At 42.3% G+C, this 15,302-nt stretch carries 12 protein-coding genes; 6 read left to right on the top strand and 6 right to left on the bottom strand.

Going from position 1 to position 15,302, the window contains the following annotated elements; genetic code table 11:
• Positions 1–4 precede the first annotated feature (4 nt).
• From E0D95_RS10250 to E0D95_RS10270, 5 genes are all read left to right on the top strand, one after another.
• Positions 5–1,336, top strand: coding sequence for an aryl-sulfate sulfotransferase (locus tag E0D95_RS10250; protein WP_228258848.1), 1,332 nt, complete (start codon positions 5–7; stop codon positions 1,334–1,336).
• A 226-nt stretch (positions 1,337–1,562) separates the two neighbouring features.
• The gene (locus E0D95_RS10255) at positions 1,563–2,570 is read left to right on the top strand and encodes a DUF1852 domain-containing protein (protein ID WP_130803755.1); all 1,008 of its coding nucleotides are present in this window, start codon (positions 1,563–1,565) and stop codon (positions 2,568–2,570) included.
• 31 nt (positions 2,571–2,601) lie between these two features.
• Positions 2,602–3,636, top strand: a complete 1,035-nt coding sequence (locus E0D95_RS10260; protein ID WP_130803756.1) for a methionine synthase — start codon at positions 2,602–2,604, stop codon at positions 3,634–3,636.
• An 80-nt stretch (positions 3,637–3,716) separates the two neighbouring features.
• On the top strand, positions 3,717–4,232 hold the full coding sequence (locus E0D95_RS10265; protein WP_130803757.1) for a flavin reductase: 516 nt from the start codon (positions 3,717–3,719) through the stop codon (positions 4,230–4,232).
• A 383-nt stretch (positions 4,233–4,615) separates the two neighbouring features.
• A complete protein-coding gene (locus tag E0D95_RS10270) occupies positions 4,616–5,818 on the top strand; it encodes an MFS transporter (protein WP_130804884.1) in 1,203 nt (400 codons plus the stop codon).
• 131 nt (positions 5,819–5,949) lie between these two features.
• On the opposite strand, the gene otsA is transcribed toward E0D95_RS10270, so the two are convergent.
• Together otsA and otsB are read right to left on the bottom strand one after the other, a co-directional pair.
• A complete protein-coding gene (otsA, locus tag E0D95_RS10275; protein ID WP_130803758.1) occupies positions 5,950–7,422 on the bottom strand; it encodes an alpha,alpha-trehalose-phosphate synthase (UDP-forming) in 1,473 nt (490 codons plus the stop codon).
• Positions 7,415–8,263: a trehalose-phosphatase gene (otsB, locus tag E0D95_RS10280; RefSeq protein WP_130803759.1), complete on the bottom strand. Its 849-nt coding sequence runs from the start codon at positions 8,261–8,263 to the stop codon at positions 7,415–7,417. Before otsB ends, otsA begins: the two co-directional genes overlap by 8 nt.
• A gap of 461 nt (positions 8,264–8,724) precedes the next feature.
• On the opposite strand from otsB, the gene E0D95_RS10285 reads away from it, so the two are divergent.
• Positions 8,725–9,198, top strand: coding sequence for a pyridoxamine 5'-phosphate oxidase family protein (locus tag E0D95_RS10285; protein WP_130803760.1), 474 nt, complete (start codon positions 8,725–8,727; stop codon positions 9,196–9,198).
• Positions 9,199–9,218: 20 nt separating this feature from the next.
• On the opposite strand, the gene E0D95_RS10290 is transcribed toward E0D95_RS10285, so the two are convergent.
• The 4 genes from E0D95_RS10290 to prpC all read right to left on the bottom strand — a co-directional run bounded on the left by E0D95_RS10290 (position 9,219) and on the right by prpC (position 15,105).
• Positions 9,219–9,665 (bottom strand): BLUF domain-containing protein, encoded by a 447-nt coding sequence (locus E0D95_RS10290; protein ID WP_171478542.1) that lies wholly within the window; start codon positions 9,663–9,665, stop codon positions 9,219–9,221.
• Positions 9,666–10,068: 403 nt separating this feature from the next.
• A complete protein-coding gene (prpF, locus tag E0D95_RS10295) occupies positions 10,069–11,256 on the bottom strand; it encodes a 2-methylaconitate cis-trans isomerase PrpF (protein ID WP_130803761.1) in 1,188 nt (395 codons plus the stop codon).
• 68 nt (positions 11,257–11,324) lie between these two features.
• Positions 11,325–13,946: a Fe/S-dependent 2-methylisocitrate dehydratase AcnD gene (gene acnD / locus E0D95_RS10300; RefSeq protein ID WP_130803762.1), complete on the bottom strand. Its 2,622-nt coding sequence runs from the start codon at positions 13,944–13,946 to the stop codon at positions 11,325–11,327.
• A gap of 1 nt (position 13,947) precedes the next feature.
• Positions 13,948–15,105 carry a bifunctional 2-methylcitrate synthase/citrate synthase gene (prpC, locus tag E0D95_RS10305; RefSeq protein ID WP_130803763.1) on the bottom strand — a complete coding sequence of 386 codons (1,158 nt, stop codon included), beginning with the start codon at positions 15,103–15,105 and terminating at the stop codon, positions 13,948–13,950.
• Positions 15,106–15,302: the final 197 nt, after the last annotated feature.

Below are 15,302 nucleotides of genomic sequence, written 5' to 3' on the forward strand. Positions count from 1 at the left end.
AGTCATGAATATATTGAAATTAAAAACTACCTTAGCAACAACATTGATCACGTTGATGCTACCCATGGTTCACGCTGCGCCTAGTGTTTATCCAACTGGGGTGACCATTTACGATCCAAGCAAAGCGAATCCTCAATATGTGATTTTTAGCGGTGCAGATAATAAAACCCATCTCATTGATATGAATGGCAATGAAGTCAAACAATGGAACTTTAAAGGTTTTCCTTCTGCGGTTATTGATCCGCAATTGACGGGAGGCATCAAAGGTCGGGTTTTGCTACAGCTTAAAGAGGTTGATCATGCCAATAAGCTGGCTTCTGCTGGTAATGGGCTCAACAATAAAACTGTCGGAGAAATCGATTGGAACGGTAAGACGGTATGGCAATGGAGCGGAGAATCGAAAACAGATGCGGCCTATCAGCATCATGATATTCGTAGACTTGCTAATGGCAATACCTTGGTCCTGGCTAATCTGGTACATAAAGTATCAGGATTTAAAGTCCCCGAAGTGATTGATGATGTGATTTATGAAGTCAATGCGCAAGGAAAAACGGTCTGGAGCTGGAAAGCCTCGGATCATTTAAATGAATTTGGCTTTAGTCAGGAACAACTAAAACTGGTCTTAGACACTCAAAACCCCGATTATTTACATATCAATAATCTGGCACCGATTGGGCCGAATCAATGGTTTGATGCAGGTGATGCACGTTTTCATCCTGACAATCTGATCATTGATTCACGAAATGCCAATTTCATAGCCATTATTGATAAAGCCACAGGTAAAATCGTCTGGACACTGGGGCCAAACCTTCCCCCAATTAATCCCAAAACGGCCAATACGGTTCCTCGTCCTGTCGATCAAATCAGTGGACAACATGACGCGCATATCATTCCTAAAGGTTTAGCAGGTGCAGGGAATTTATTGGTGTTTGATAATCAGGGGGATGCAGGCTATCCCTCTGTACAACGTGGTGTAATTTCAGGTTCACGTGTGCTGGAAATTGATCCGATAAAAAAAGAGATTGTTTGGCAATATACAGCATCCAATTCAGCACAACCGGACTGGGCATTTTTTAGCTCGTTTATTAGCAGTGCACGACGCTTACCAAATGGCAATACCCTTATTGATGAAGGTCAAAATGGTCGTTTCTTTCAGGTTACACCACAAGGAGAAATCGTTTGGGAATATGTCAGTCCTTATATTGGTCAAGCCCCGAATGGCAAAGCCAAAAGTAACTGGGTCTACCGCGCCTTACCTGTGCCTTACTCATGGGTTCCAGAGACCGTCACTCATAGTGAAAAGGCGGTTGTTCCTTCCAGCAAGCTTAATTTCTGAAACAATGTTTGATCCTTTACGTTGCAAGCACGATCGCCCCATAAGTTGGGGCTTTTTTGCATTTCTTGTTCAAAAAAATTCTGAAAATATAAAATCTAAACAATTATTTATGCTCTTAAAATTCCAAACATGAATTTGGCTCAGCTTTTGTTGAAACAAAATCGTTTTTATTCACGTTGTACTTTCGGTATAAATTGCAGCATAGAGATTAGGGTAGCAAATTAAAATGAGCCAAGACTTTAGCTTTGCGATTAAGCGCATTCGTTTCGATGAAAATTATCGTCCTTCCGACAATACACGCATCACCACCAACTTTGCGAATTTGGCCAGAGGGGCAAGTCGCCAGGAAAATTTGCGTAATACCTTAAAAATGATTGACAATCGTTTCAATGCTTTGGCGCATTGGGATAATCCGAATGCAGATCGTTATAGCGTTGAGCTCGATATCATTTCGGTGGATATTGATGTAGAAGGAAATGGTCAAACTTTTCCCACTATCGAAATTTTAAAGACCCATATCATTGACCATAAAAATAATCAACGTATCGAAGGCATTGTCGGTAACAATTTTTCTTCTTATGTACGAGATTATGATTTTAGCGTATTACTGCCAGCACATAATAAGGATCAAAGCAAATTCAGCTTACCAGAAAATTACGGTGAGTTGCATGGAAAAATCTTTAAGTCTTTTTTAAATTCAGAAACTTACAAATCTAATTTTGCCAAATCTCCTGTGATTTGTCTGAGTGTTTCTACCACTAAAACTTATCAGCGTACGACCAATCAGCATCCTATATTAGGTGTGGAATATCAACAGGATGATTATTCTTTAACCGATGAATATTTCGCAAAAATGGGTTTAAAAGTCCGTTACTTTATGCCGCAAGGCAGTGTTGCGCCTTTGGCCTTTTATCATCATGGTGATTTGCTCAGTGATTACACCGATCTCGAACTGATCGGCACTATCAGCACCATGGAAAGCTTCCAGAAGATTTACCGCCCAGAAATTTATAATGCCAATGCTGCGGCAGGACAGGTCTATCAACCAAGTTTGAGCTATCAGGATTTTTCACTGACTCAAATTGTCTATGATCGTGAAGAACGTAGTCGACTGGCGATTGAACAAGGCAAATGGACAGAAGAGCACTTCATCAAGCCATACAAAAGCATTCTTGAGCAATGGGCTGCGAGCTATTCAGATAAAAGCACCGCCGATAAAACCGAAGCCGCTTAAATTCACCAATTTATAGAAAAGATGATTGATCATGACCAAAATATTATTACCGACTTCAACTGCGGGCAGTCTACCAAAACCCTCTTGGATCGCAGAACCTGAAAAACTCTGGTCACCTTGGAAATTAGAAGGTGATGACTTGCTGCAAGGTAAACGCGATGCGCTATTGGTTTCATTGCAAGAGCAGTTACACGCAGGCATTGATATCGTGAGTGATGGCGAACAAACTCGCCAACATTTTGTCACCACCTTTATTGAACATCTGGATGGCGTGGATTTTGAAAAACGTGAAACGGTTCGTATCCGTAATCGTTATGATGCCAGTGTCCCAACTGTGGTGGGTGCTGTGTCTCGTCAAAAACCTGTTTTTGTGGAAGATGCCAAGTTTTTACGTCAGCAAACCACTCAACCGATTAAATGGGCACTTCCGGGTCCAATGACCATGATTGATACGCTTTATGATGCGCATTATAAAAGTCGTGAAAAACTGGCGTGGGAATTTGCCAAAATTCTGAATCAGGAAGCCTTGGAATTGGAAGCGGCGGGTGTCGATATTATCCAGTTTGATGAGCCTGCATTTAACGTATTTTTTGATGAAGTCAATGACTGGGGCGTTGCGACACTTGAGCGTGCGCTTGAAGGTCTAAAGTGTGAAACAGCGGTGCATATTTGTTATGGCTATGGCATTAAAGCCAACACCGATTGGAAAAAAACGCTGGGTTCAGAATGGCGACAATACGAAGAGGCCTTTCCTAAACTACAACAATCCAAGATTGATATCGTTTCACTGGAATGTCACAACTCGCGTGTACCCATGGATCTGATTGAACTGATTCGTGGTAAAAAAGTGATGGTGGGTGCCATTGATGTCGCCACCAACACGGTTGAAACGCCTGAAGAAGTTGCAGATACCTTACGCAAGGCATTGCAATTTGTCGATGCAGACAAACTGTATCCATCAACCAACTGTGGTATGACACCACTTTCGCGTGAGGTTGCACGAGGCAAGCTACAAGCACTCAGCGCAGGTGCAGAAATTATCCGAAAAGAGCTTTCAAACGGGTAATCATCGCTTTAGGCAGAGAGCTAAAAGTGGGCAGTTTCCAAGCAAAGATTAAACTGCTCACGCTGGTGAGGAATAAAATCATGATTGAAGCAGCAGACTTTAGAAATGCAATGTCTTTATTAACCAGTGCGGTCAGTGTTGTCACCACAGCAGGCAAATCTGGTCGTTATGGTTTTACTGCATCTGCGGTGTGTAGCGTGACGGATACGCCTCCAACCTTGTTAGTTTGCATGAATCAAGCCTCAAGTTCACATCCGCATTTTATTGAAAATAAAATTTTAACGGTGAATGTATTAGCTGCACATCAGCAGCACATTTCTCAAGCATTTTCCTCAAAATTGACGCCAGAACAAAGATTTGAACAGGGTTTTTGGTCTGAATTAGCAACAGGTGCGCCCGTTTTGCAAGATGCCTTGGTGAATTTTGATTGTGAAATTGAACAGATTCAGCAAGTCGGTACACATACAGTTCTTATGTGCCGTATCATTGCGCTTCAACAGGCTCATCATGCTCAAAGTTTGGTGTATTTTAATCGTGCTTATCATCAAATTGGACGCCAGATTGAGCAGCCATTGGTTCAGACTGAAGTTGCATAGCTATTTCAGTGTATTCACCTAAACCCGCTCATGACGAACACTATCATGCAGATAGTGCTGCATTTCAGACTTTACTTTGCAGCTTGATTGGCTATTTTCGTAAAAAATCATCAGCAGAATATAGTCGTCTTCAATCATCTGTATCCGTTTACAAAACATATTTTCTATTGTTTCAATAACTTAAAGATATAAAAATATAAAGTACTGATTTTAAAAGTTTTTTAACTTTATCAAATCAGTGCTATTTTGAAAAAACTGTGTATAATTTCGCCAAATCAACCCTCGCTGAATTTTAGTACTTTTCTAAAATTGAGTGAGGGTTTTTGCATGGATTGCTTATCTGGAATGGATAACATCAGGTCTTATTATTGGCGGCATTGGCAATGATCTTTTTTTCCAGAGCAGCACGCGCTGACACACATATTCAACTCGCAGCCCAACGTCTTTCAACACGTCTGGCTTTTTTCTCGCTGGGTTTTGCAACGGCTGCATGGGCACCGCTCATTCCATTTGCACAACAACGCCTCCATCTGAACCATGCAGACTTTGGTCTATTACTGTTATGTAGTGGGCTCGGTGCCATTCTGGCAATGCCTGCTACGGGTCTACTGATCTATCGTTTGGGCTGTAAGATCTTAATCGGTCTGGCATTATTGATGTTAATGCTATTATTGCCTGCCTTGGCACTCGGCAGTACTGCGTTAAGCATGGCCATAGTTTTGTTTTTGTTTGGCACAGCAGCAGGAAGTTTGGGTGTTACAGTTAATTTTCAGGCAGTGCTGGTTGAAAAAAACTCATCACAACCGATGATGTCAGGCTTTCACGGCATGTGTAGCTTGGGCGGTCTGGTCGGTGTCATGACCGTTACAGCACTGTTTGCATTAGGGGTTGCCCCTATTTTAGGCATTGTGATCATTAGTTTTGTCTTGGCTTTGATCGCTCTATTCACGGTACCGTATGCGCTTTCAAACGCTGAGAAAGACCATCAGCCAAGTGTTGACGTCGCTCAAAGCACCACTCCGCTAAAAAAACGCCCAAGCCTTCTGGTGATTTTGATCGGGGTCATTTGTTTTATTAGCTTTCTATCTGAAGGTGCGGCCATGGATTGGAGCGGGATTTATTTAACCAGTGAATATGGTATGAAGGCCGCATATGCAGGTTTGGGTTATACGTTTTTCGCCATCGCCATGACTTTAGGACGTTTATTCGGTGAAAAAGCGCTGAAACTGTGGGGCGAAAATCGCCTGATTCATTACAGTGCAGTCTGTGCATGTTTGGGCTTAGTGACGATTGTGGCTGCGCCTCACTGGATAATCGTAGTGCTGGGTTATGCCTTACTTGGTTTAGGCTCTGCCAATATTGTGCCGATTATGTTTTCCAGAGTTGGGCGACAAAATGCCATGCAAAAAGCTGCTGCCTTGTCCTGTGTTTCAACCATTGCCTACACAGGTTCTCTGTCTGGTCCAGCTTTGGTGGGTATTATTGGAGAGTATGTGGGTTTAAGTCTGGTCTTTTCAGGCATGGCAATCATGGTGATCTGTATTTTGTTCCTGAATCACTTTAGCCAGATCAAGTCTGACTCCTGATCTAAACTCATGCATAACTTCAATATCTGATAAAAAACAGTAATCGATCATAGAAAAAATAATGCCCCTTTTTTCAGTACTTAGAAGGGGCATATTGATTTTTCTCATGCTTTCAAATCCATATTGCACACTCACAATCTATTTTCGAGCTGCATATGAATATGCTGAAACGCATGCGATGGATAGAAAGACACGGCTGACTTTGTGTTTTCACACTCAAAACGATGCACATATTGGGTACAGGCCAAATCAGTTAAAAAATGATCACGCCAGTCGTTAATGTCATAAGCCTGCAATTGTTTCATCATTTGCTGATAACGATATTTGCGCTCTGCCAAAGGCATATTCAAGGCCTGTTTCAGTGCCTTAATCATGGCGATACGATCCGTTGGATCCACCACTAAGGCATCGGTCAGTTGCTCAGCCGCACCGGCAAATTTGGATAAGATCAATACCCCAGGATTTTCAGCATCCTGTGCCGCAACATATTCTTTGGCGACCAAATTCATGCCATCTTTGAGCGAACTGATCCAGCAAATATCGGCTTGACGGTAAAATTTCATCAATTCAAGGTGAGGTTTCGAGTCATAATTGCATACAATGGGAGACCATTCATTACGCTGAAATTCATGATTAATCAGATCCATCTTAAATTTAAAACGCTCAAACAAACGCTGATAGGTTGCAACATCTAAGCGAGAAGGACTGGCAATTTGTACATGTTGAACCTGTTCATGTACCTCTGGATTTTTCTCCAGAAAATCAGCCAAAGCATTAAAACGCTCGAATAAACCTTTAGAATAATCGATTCGATCTACCCCAATAATGGTTTTCATCCTAGCTTGCGCACCGACATCAGGAGATACATCTTGATGATTTAAATCTGCCAAAGACTGTTGAATGCCTGTGACATCAATGCCAATCGGATAATGTCGAATTGCGACCACTTTTTGGTTCAAACTTAAAAGATCTCTTTGAATTTTTTGTGCTTTTAAGAGTTTGCTACAGACTTGCAAACAGGTTTTTTGATCCTGAGTAGTTTGTAAACCAAGCAAATCATATTGACATAAATCATGGATTAAACTTTTACCGCTCGGCATTTTTTGCCACAATTCTAATGACGCAAACGGAATATGCAAAAAGAATCCGATTTTGTTTTGCATGCCCATTTCACGACAATAGCGCGCCACACTCAGAAAATGATAATCCTGAACCCAGATTAAATCGTCAGGCTGCGCAAACTCACAAATTTTCTGTGCAAATAAACGATTAACTTGCTGATAGGTCGTGTATTCATCCGCATCGTATTCTACTAAATCGACACGGTCATGCATGGCAGGCCACAAAGTATTATTGGCAAAACCGCAGTAATAATCCTGATATTGTTTTTCCGTAAGTGAACAGGTCATATAGGTGATTTTCGATTTATATAAAATATCAAAATGCTGATCGGCTTCCTGCTTCACTTGCTCGCCATTCCAGCCGACCCACACCCCACCCACTTGACTTAATGCATCCTGCATTGCTACAGCTAAGCCACCTGCCACACATTTTTGCGACTGCGGTAAACTGACACGATTCGATAAAATAATGAGTCTAGACATAATGTTCTCCGCATTTTTCTAATGGATGATGGTGAGAGGTTTGAGTATATTTTTGGGATAAATCCTTAAGAAATTCAGTGACCTGTTGAATATGTTCTAATCGATATTGTGCAATTGACTGACCAGAACCGACTTTTATACTGATGCCATGATGCTGATTCACATAGGCAAAGCCATCTTCATCTGTACGATCATCGCCTATAAAAATGAGCAAATGATGATGTAAATCAAGCTGTGATACGATTTGATCGATGGCGGTGGCTTTATTAATATGATGGGCTGCAAGCTCATAGACATATTTGCCATCAATTCGTTTTAATTGGGGAAATTGATCGTTTATTTTTTGCGTTAGCTCATGAGCAATGGGTTGAAGTTCTGGACATTTTCGATAATGTAGCGCCACTGTATTGATTTTATTTTCAAGCGATAAATCGGGATAAGGTTCAATTTCCGCAGCCAAATAGCGATAAATACTTTGAAATAAATCGGTATCGACCTGCTGAGATAAATGAGTATGGGCATCTATATAAATTTCCTGACCATGTAGGGCAGCAATAGGCAACTCAAGTGAACTTAATAATCTCTGGGCAGAGGCTAAATCTCGACCTGTAACGACCGAAACAACACCCTGATTTTGTTGTATATGCTGAATTAGATTTAATATTTCTGCCGATATAAAACATTGCTCAGGATCAACATTAAAATCTGCCAGTGTGCCATCAATATCTAAAAATAATGCTATCGGCTGATCAATAAAATCATCCCGTTGTAATATCTCTTTGGCATGATCATAATCATCATGCAATCTCGAGTTAATCGGTTGTTGGCTATTTATATTCATGTCAGTATCATTGTAATCATGTCATGGTATTTTTATAGATTGTCTTAAAAATGATCATAAATACAGCAAAATTACTTAAAGGTGTATACAACTACTCGCTTGTTTACTTAAAAAGAATTTTAGATACGTTGTCATGCTTTGTTACAGCTAAGGGCTATTTTTTAATGCTTATTTTTATATAGATGAAAACCCTTGAAACAAAACCAATCTATTTTATTTTCAATCAATTAACACATTATTCGATAGTTTACTCGTATGTTTGACTTGGGTTACTTTAAGTTAAGCGCATGAGTTTAAAATCTTTTTTATTTTTGTTTAAAATCTACACAATGATACGCATGTTACATGCGGTATGCATTGCATATCTAAAACATAAACAGTTGAAACAGTACCGTCATTTTTAATGTACGCATAAACTGCAATTCTGAGTCTCCTTATATGATGTATATTGAGAAAAGTTTATGTCAGATTATGCAAAAATTAATGATTTAATTAAAAATACCCGAACAGTGATGCTAACCTTTATAACACACGAAGGTCATTTACATGCTGTGCCCATGACTACTCAACATCGTGAATTTAATGGTGAAATCTGGTTTATCGGTTCCAAGTCATCCGAATTAAGCCAAAACATTGCAACAAATCCACAAGTCAATCTGGCTTACACTACCTCATCAAATCATTATGTATCTGTAAATGGGATCGCAGAGCTTATTCAGGATTCTTCCGTTTTAGATGAACTCTGGTCACCTGCTTATGAGGCTTTTTTCGAACAAGGCAAACAGGATCCAGATGTACAACTGATTCGAGTTACAGCACATGGTGCGCAATATTGGGAAAGTGCAGGCACACTGGTCAGTTTATTTAAATTAACCAAAGCTGCTATTTCAGGGGAGAAACAGCAGCTCGGTAGCTCACAGACTGTAAATTTATAGGATGATTTTTCAGAATTATTCTAGGCGTTAGGGTAAAAATTGACATCATACGCTGGTTCATCTGCCAATATTTGTATAAAGGGGTGAATGGTGTGTGATGTCAGTAAATAAGGATTAAACTCATCAATATGATGATGCTGAAAAAAATCTCTAATCCTTTGATTAATTGGAGCAAACTTCATACTCCACCTTGCAAAAACAGGGCTTTCCAGCTCCGAATAATATAAAATTTCACAGTGGCTATGACGCTGATCTTTTACAATCGACTGATAAAATAATTGCTCAATATGCTCCTTTTGACCCTCTATATACTGCAAAAAGAAACCATTGCCATAATATAAAACCCCGGTAATTTGATGCAATGAATTAAAATGAATAGATTCTGTCAAAATATTCATCAGGTCTTGTTTAATATGACTATGATCTTTTTTGGTTTTACTTGCATACATGATGCTGGCCAGACTCATCGTGCTCACCTCAAATAATGGTTATGATCAGATCATCTTCTTATTGATTTCATTCTGATTTCAGGGCGATGATAAAAATGTACTGATCTGCTTTTAAAATATAAAATTGTTTTCGAGATTCAGCATACAGTTATCGCAACAGGGAATTGTTGTAAAATGATGAGTGTCATACAGTATAAATTTAACCAGTTCATGCTTTAGCATAACTGTGCATATATTAAAAATTAGATGCGCTTAAGCTTTACAGAGCCAGATATCATTTAAAGAAAAGAAAAGAAAAAGAAAAAGAAATTGCAGTTTATGCAAACCTATTTAGATAGGGAGCTGTAGCATGTAGTCAGGATTTGACTGTCTCAACCAAGCAAATCCTATGTTTTAGCTATCTTCAACACAAGCTAGTTGCTTATTCGACAGGTGGAATATAAACCCAACCTTCCATCAACACCCGTGCGCTTCGACTCATGATGGCTTTTTTGACCTGCCACTGCCCTTGTTGGTCTTGTTGTGCCTGCGCTCCGACGCGCAAGGTTCCAGAAGGATGTCCAAAACGCACAGCTTCCCGTTGTCCCCCGCCTGCCGCCAAATTGACCAAGGTGCCTGGAATGGCAGCGGCTGTTCCAATCGCCACGGCGGCCGTGCCCATCATGGCATGGTGCAATTTACCCATGGAGAGTGCGCGAACCAGTAAATCGACCTGCTCCGCTTCAACCACTTTACCACTTGACGATGTATAACGTTTAGGCTGGGCAACAAACGCGATTTTAGGCGTATGCTGACGTGCGACGGCTTGGCTAATGTCCTGAATCAGTCCCATTTGCACTGCGCCATAAGCGCGGATTTTTTCAAATCGAGCCAGCGCAACTTCATCATTATTGATCTGTTCCTGTAGCTCTGTACCTTGATAGCCAATCTCTTCGGCATTTAAAAAGATAGTGGGTATTCCAGCATTGATAAAGGTCGCCTGAAACGTCCCCACCTCTGGCACAATCAACTCTTCAACCAGATGTCCGGTTGGAAACATTGCTCCGCCATCTTCACCATCATCGGCTGGATCAAGAAATTCAATTTGAACTTCTGCTGCTGGAAAAGTGACGCCATCCAGCTCGAAATCCCCTGTTTCCTGCACTGCACCTTGAGTCATCGGAACATGGGCAATAATGGTTTTCTGGATATTTTTTTGCCAGATTCGAACTGTACATGTTCCATTTTCAGGAATACGTTCAGCCTCTATCAGACCATTTCGAATAGCAAAAGCACCGACTGCCGCAGTTAAATTGCCACAATTACCGCTCCAGTCTACAAATGCACGATCAATTGAGACCTGACCAAACAGGTAATCAACATCATGATTTGCTTGTTCACTTTTAGACAAAATCACGGTTTTACTGGTACTTGAACTTGCACCGCCCATACCATCTATTTGCTTGGCATATGGATCAGGACTGCCCATCACACGCAATAAAATTTGGTCGCGAATATGTCCGGGCACCTGTGCAGCTTGTGGTAAGTCATCCAGTTTAAAAAATACACCTTTACTGGTTCCACCACGCATGTAAGTTGCTGGAATTTTAATTTGCGCAGGATAAGCCATGTCCTTGCTCCATAAAAATCTTCAAAATTAATCTGTAAAGGGCTGATGATACTCATCAGCCCTTAATGTTATGCCGCATGACCTTCTAAAAAGTCCTGTGCAAAGCGTTGTAATACTCCACCTGCTTCATACACAGATACTTCTTCTTCGGTATCTAGGCGACACGTCACCGGTACTTCAACAATCTCTTCTTTACCCTCAGCTGTTGAACGTTCAATCACCAAAGTTAAAGTCGAACGCGGTGCAATATGACCAATCACGCTATATAGCTCAGTACCATCCAAACCTAAGGTTTTACGATTGACACCTGCTTTAAACTCAAGCGGTAAAACCCCCATACCGACTAAGTTGGTACGGTGAATACGCTCAAAACCTTCAGCCACAATCGCTTCAACCCCTGCAAGACGCACGCCTTTGGCAGCCCAGTCACGGCTTGAACCCTGACCATAATCCGCACCCGCGACAATAATCAGCGGTTGCTTACGGTTCATGTAAGTTTCAATCGCTTCCCACATCCGCATTACTTCGCCTTCTGGCTCAACACGCGCTTTTGACCCCTGTTTAATGGTGCCGTCGGAACGCACCACCATTTCATTAAATAGTTTCGGATTGGCAAAAGTGGCACGTTGTGCGGTCAAATGGTCACCACGATGCGTTGCGTAGGAGTTAAAGTCTTCTTCAGGTACGCCCATTTTGTGAAGATATTCACCCGCAGCCGAATCCATCATAATTGCATTGGATGGCGATAAATGGTCGGTGGTGATGTTATCGCCCAAAATTGCCAGTGGGCGCATGTTGGTTAAAGTACGTGGTGCAGCCAACGCCCCCTCCCAATACGGCGGACGGCGGATGTAAGTACTCATTGGTCGCCAGTCGTACAGTGGGCTTTCCGCTTCTTCATTTTCACCCAAATCAAACATGGGAATATAAACTTTACGGAATTGTTCAGGCTTCACTGCTTCTTTTACCAGCGCATCAATTTCCGCATCAGATGGCCAGATGTCTTTCAGGTAAATTGGATTGCCATTTTGGTCTGTACCCAATGAATCTTTTTCGATGTCAAAACGGATGGTTCCTGCAATCGCATACGCCACCACAAGTGGCGGAGATGCCAAAAATGCCTGTTTTGCATAAGGATGAATACGACCATCAAAGTTACGATTTCCTGAAAGCACCGCAGTGGCATATAAGTCACGGTCAATGATTTCTTGTTGAATCACAGGGTCAAGTGCCCCCGACATTCCGTTACAGGTGGTACAGGCATAGGCCACGATACCAAATCCCAATTTCTCTAAATCATGCAAAACGCCCGCTTCTTCCAAGTAAAGCGCAGCCGCTTTAGAACCCGGTGCAAAGGATGATTTCACCCAAGGTTTACGTACTAAGCCCAGTTCATTGGCTTTACGAGCAAGCAAACCTGCTGCTACGGTATTGCGTGGGTTGGAGGTATTGGTACACGAGGTAATCGCAGCAATAATCACTGCACCATCAGGCATTAGCCCTTCTGCTTCTTGTGCTTTGGCTGCTTCTAAATTACCTGCAATGCCTTTGGCTGCCAAATCAGCGGTAGATACACGAGCATGTGGATTTGAAGGGCCTGCAATGTTACGGGTTACGGTTGATAAATCAAAACGTAATACACGAGGGTACTGTGCTTGGGTCATATCCGATGCCCAAAGACCGATTTCTTTGGCATATTGCTCCACCAATGCCACTTGCGCATCTTCACGACCTGTCAGGCGTAAATAATCAATGGTGTTTTGGTCGATATAGAACATGGCAGCGGTTGCGCCATATTCTGGGGTCATATTGGAAATAGTGGCACGATCGCCCACCGACATGCTGTCCGCACCTTCACCGAAGAACTCTAAATATGCACCTACCACACGTTCTTTACGTAAGAATTCAGTCAATGCCAGAACGATATCGGTTGCGGTAATGCCTGCTTGACGCTGACCCACCAATTCCACACCAATAATGTCCGGCAGACGCATCCAAGATGCACGACCCAGCATCACATTTTCAGCTTCCAAGCCACCTACACCCACTGAAATCACGCCAAGCGCATCGGTATGTGGGGTATGTGAGTCTGTACCGACACAGGTATCAGGGAATGCCAAGCCATCACGGTTTTGAATCACTGGAGACATTTTCTCCAAGTTGATCTGGTGCATGATGCCGTTGCCCGCAGGGATCACATCGACATTTTTAAATGCGGTCTTGGTCCACTCAATAAAGTGGAAACGGTCTTCGTTACGACGGTCTTCAACAGCACGGTTTTTCTGAAATGCATCAGGGTCAAAACCGCCATATTCCACAGCCAAAGAGTGATCGACAATCAACTGAGTCGGCACCACTGGATTGACTTTTGAAGGATCACCGCCTTTATCGGCAATCGCATCGCGTAAGCCTGCAAGATCCACCAAAGCCGTTTGACCTAAAATATCATGACACACCACACGCGCAGGATACCAAGGAAAATCCAGATCCTGACGGCGTTCAATCAGTTGCTTTAAATAGTCGGTTAAATGTTCATTATCCACTTTACGCACAAGCTGTTCAGCGAGCACCTTAGAGGTATAAGGCAAAGTTTGATATGCGCCTGGCTGAATATCTTCAACGGCTTGACGCACGTCATAGTATTCGAGCTGGGTTTGCGGCAACGGTTTACGATATTGAGTATTGCTCATCTTAGCCACGCTCCGCCAATGGTTTAAATTCGAGGTTTTCAGGACCCGTATAATTTGCACTTGGACGAATAATCTTGCCGTCCTGACGTTGTTCAATCACATGCGCTGACCAGCCTGCGGTACGTGCGATTACGAATAATGGCGTGAACATAACCGTTGGAACGCCCATCAAGTGATAGCTCACCGCGCTGAACCAGTCGAGGTTCGGGAACATGTTCTTCACTTCTTTCATCACCGCTTCTAAACGTTCAGCGATCAAATACATTTTGGTATTTTCTTGCGCTTCAGCAAGTTCACGCGCCACTTTTTTAATGACTTCATTCCGTGGATCAGATACGGTATAAACAGGGTGACCAAAGCCAATCACCACTTCTTTTTTCTCTACACGACTACGAATATCAGCTTCGGCTTCATCCGCATGGTCATAACGTTGTTGAATCACGAATGCAACTTCGTTGGCACCCCCATGTTTCGGGCCACGAAGCGCACCAATACCACCAGTAATCGCTGAGTACATGTCCGAACCTGTACCTGCCACCACACGTGAGGTAAAGGTTGAGGCATTGAATTCATGCTCTGCATACAAAATCAATGAGGTATGCATGGCTTGAATCCACTCTTCCGATGGTGCTTTGCCATGCAATAAATGTAAGAAATGTGCAGCAATCGAGTCATCATCCGTTTCCACTTCGATACGACGACCATTGTTGCTAAAGTGATACCAGTACAACAACATTGAGCCCAAGCTTGCCATCAATTTATCGGCGATGTCTTTGGCACCTGCTTCGTTGTGGTCCTCATGTTCTGGGGTTAAACAACCGAGAACTGAAACACCTGTACGCATCACATCCATTGGGTGTGCAGACGGTGGGAGTTGTTCTAATGCAGTTTTCAGTGCTGCGGGTAAACCACGAAGTGCTTTGAGTTTTGCTTTATAGGCTTTGAGTTCAGCTTTATTGGGTAATTTGCCATGTACCAGCAAATGCGCCACTTCTTCAAATTCACTGCCGACTGCAAGGTCAAGAATGTCATAGCCACGATAGTGTAAGTCATTGCCGCTACGCCCTACAGTACATAGTGCGGTGTTGCCTGCCACTTGTCCGCTGAGAGCCACTGATTTTTTTGGTTTGAAGCCTGTTGGTGTTTCATTACTGCTCATAAGATTGTCCTTTTCTATCTATTTAATTTATTTTTGAGCAACTCAACGGAGTCGTGCCGAGTCCTCATCCTTTTTCAGGATAAACCACTTTGTCTTGCGCCTCGTCAAAGCTTTAACCGCTTTGACTTGCTCAGGTTCGACCTACTTTTCTTTCGGGAAAAGTAGGCAAAACCTGAGGTATGAATAGCAAAGATTAA

This window comes from Acinetobacter ihumii (assembly GCF_900625095.1).
Taxonomy (GTDB): Bacteria; Pseudomonadota; Gammaproteobacteria; order Pseudomonadales; family Moraxellaceae; genus Acinetobacter; species Acinetobacter ihumii.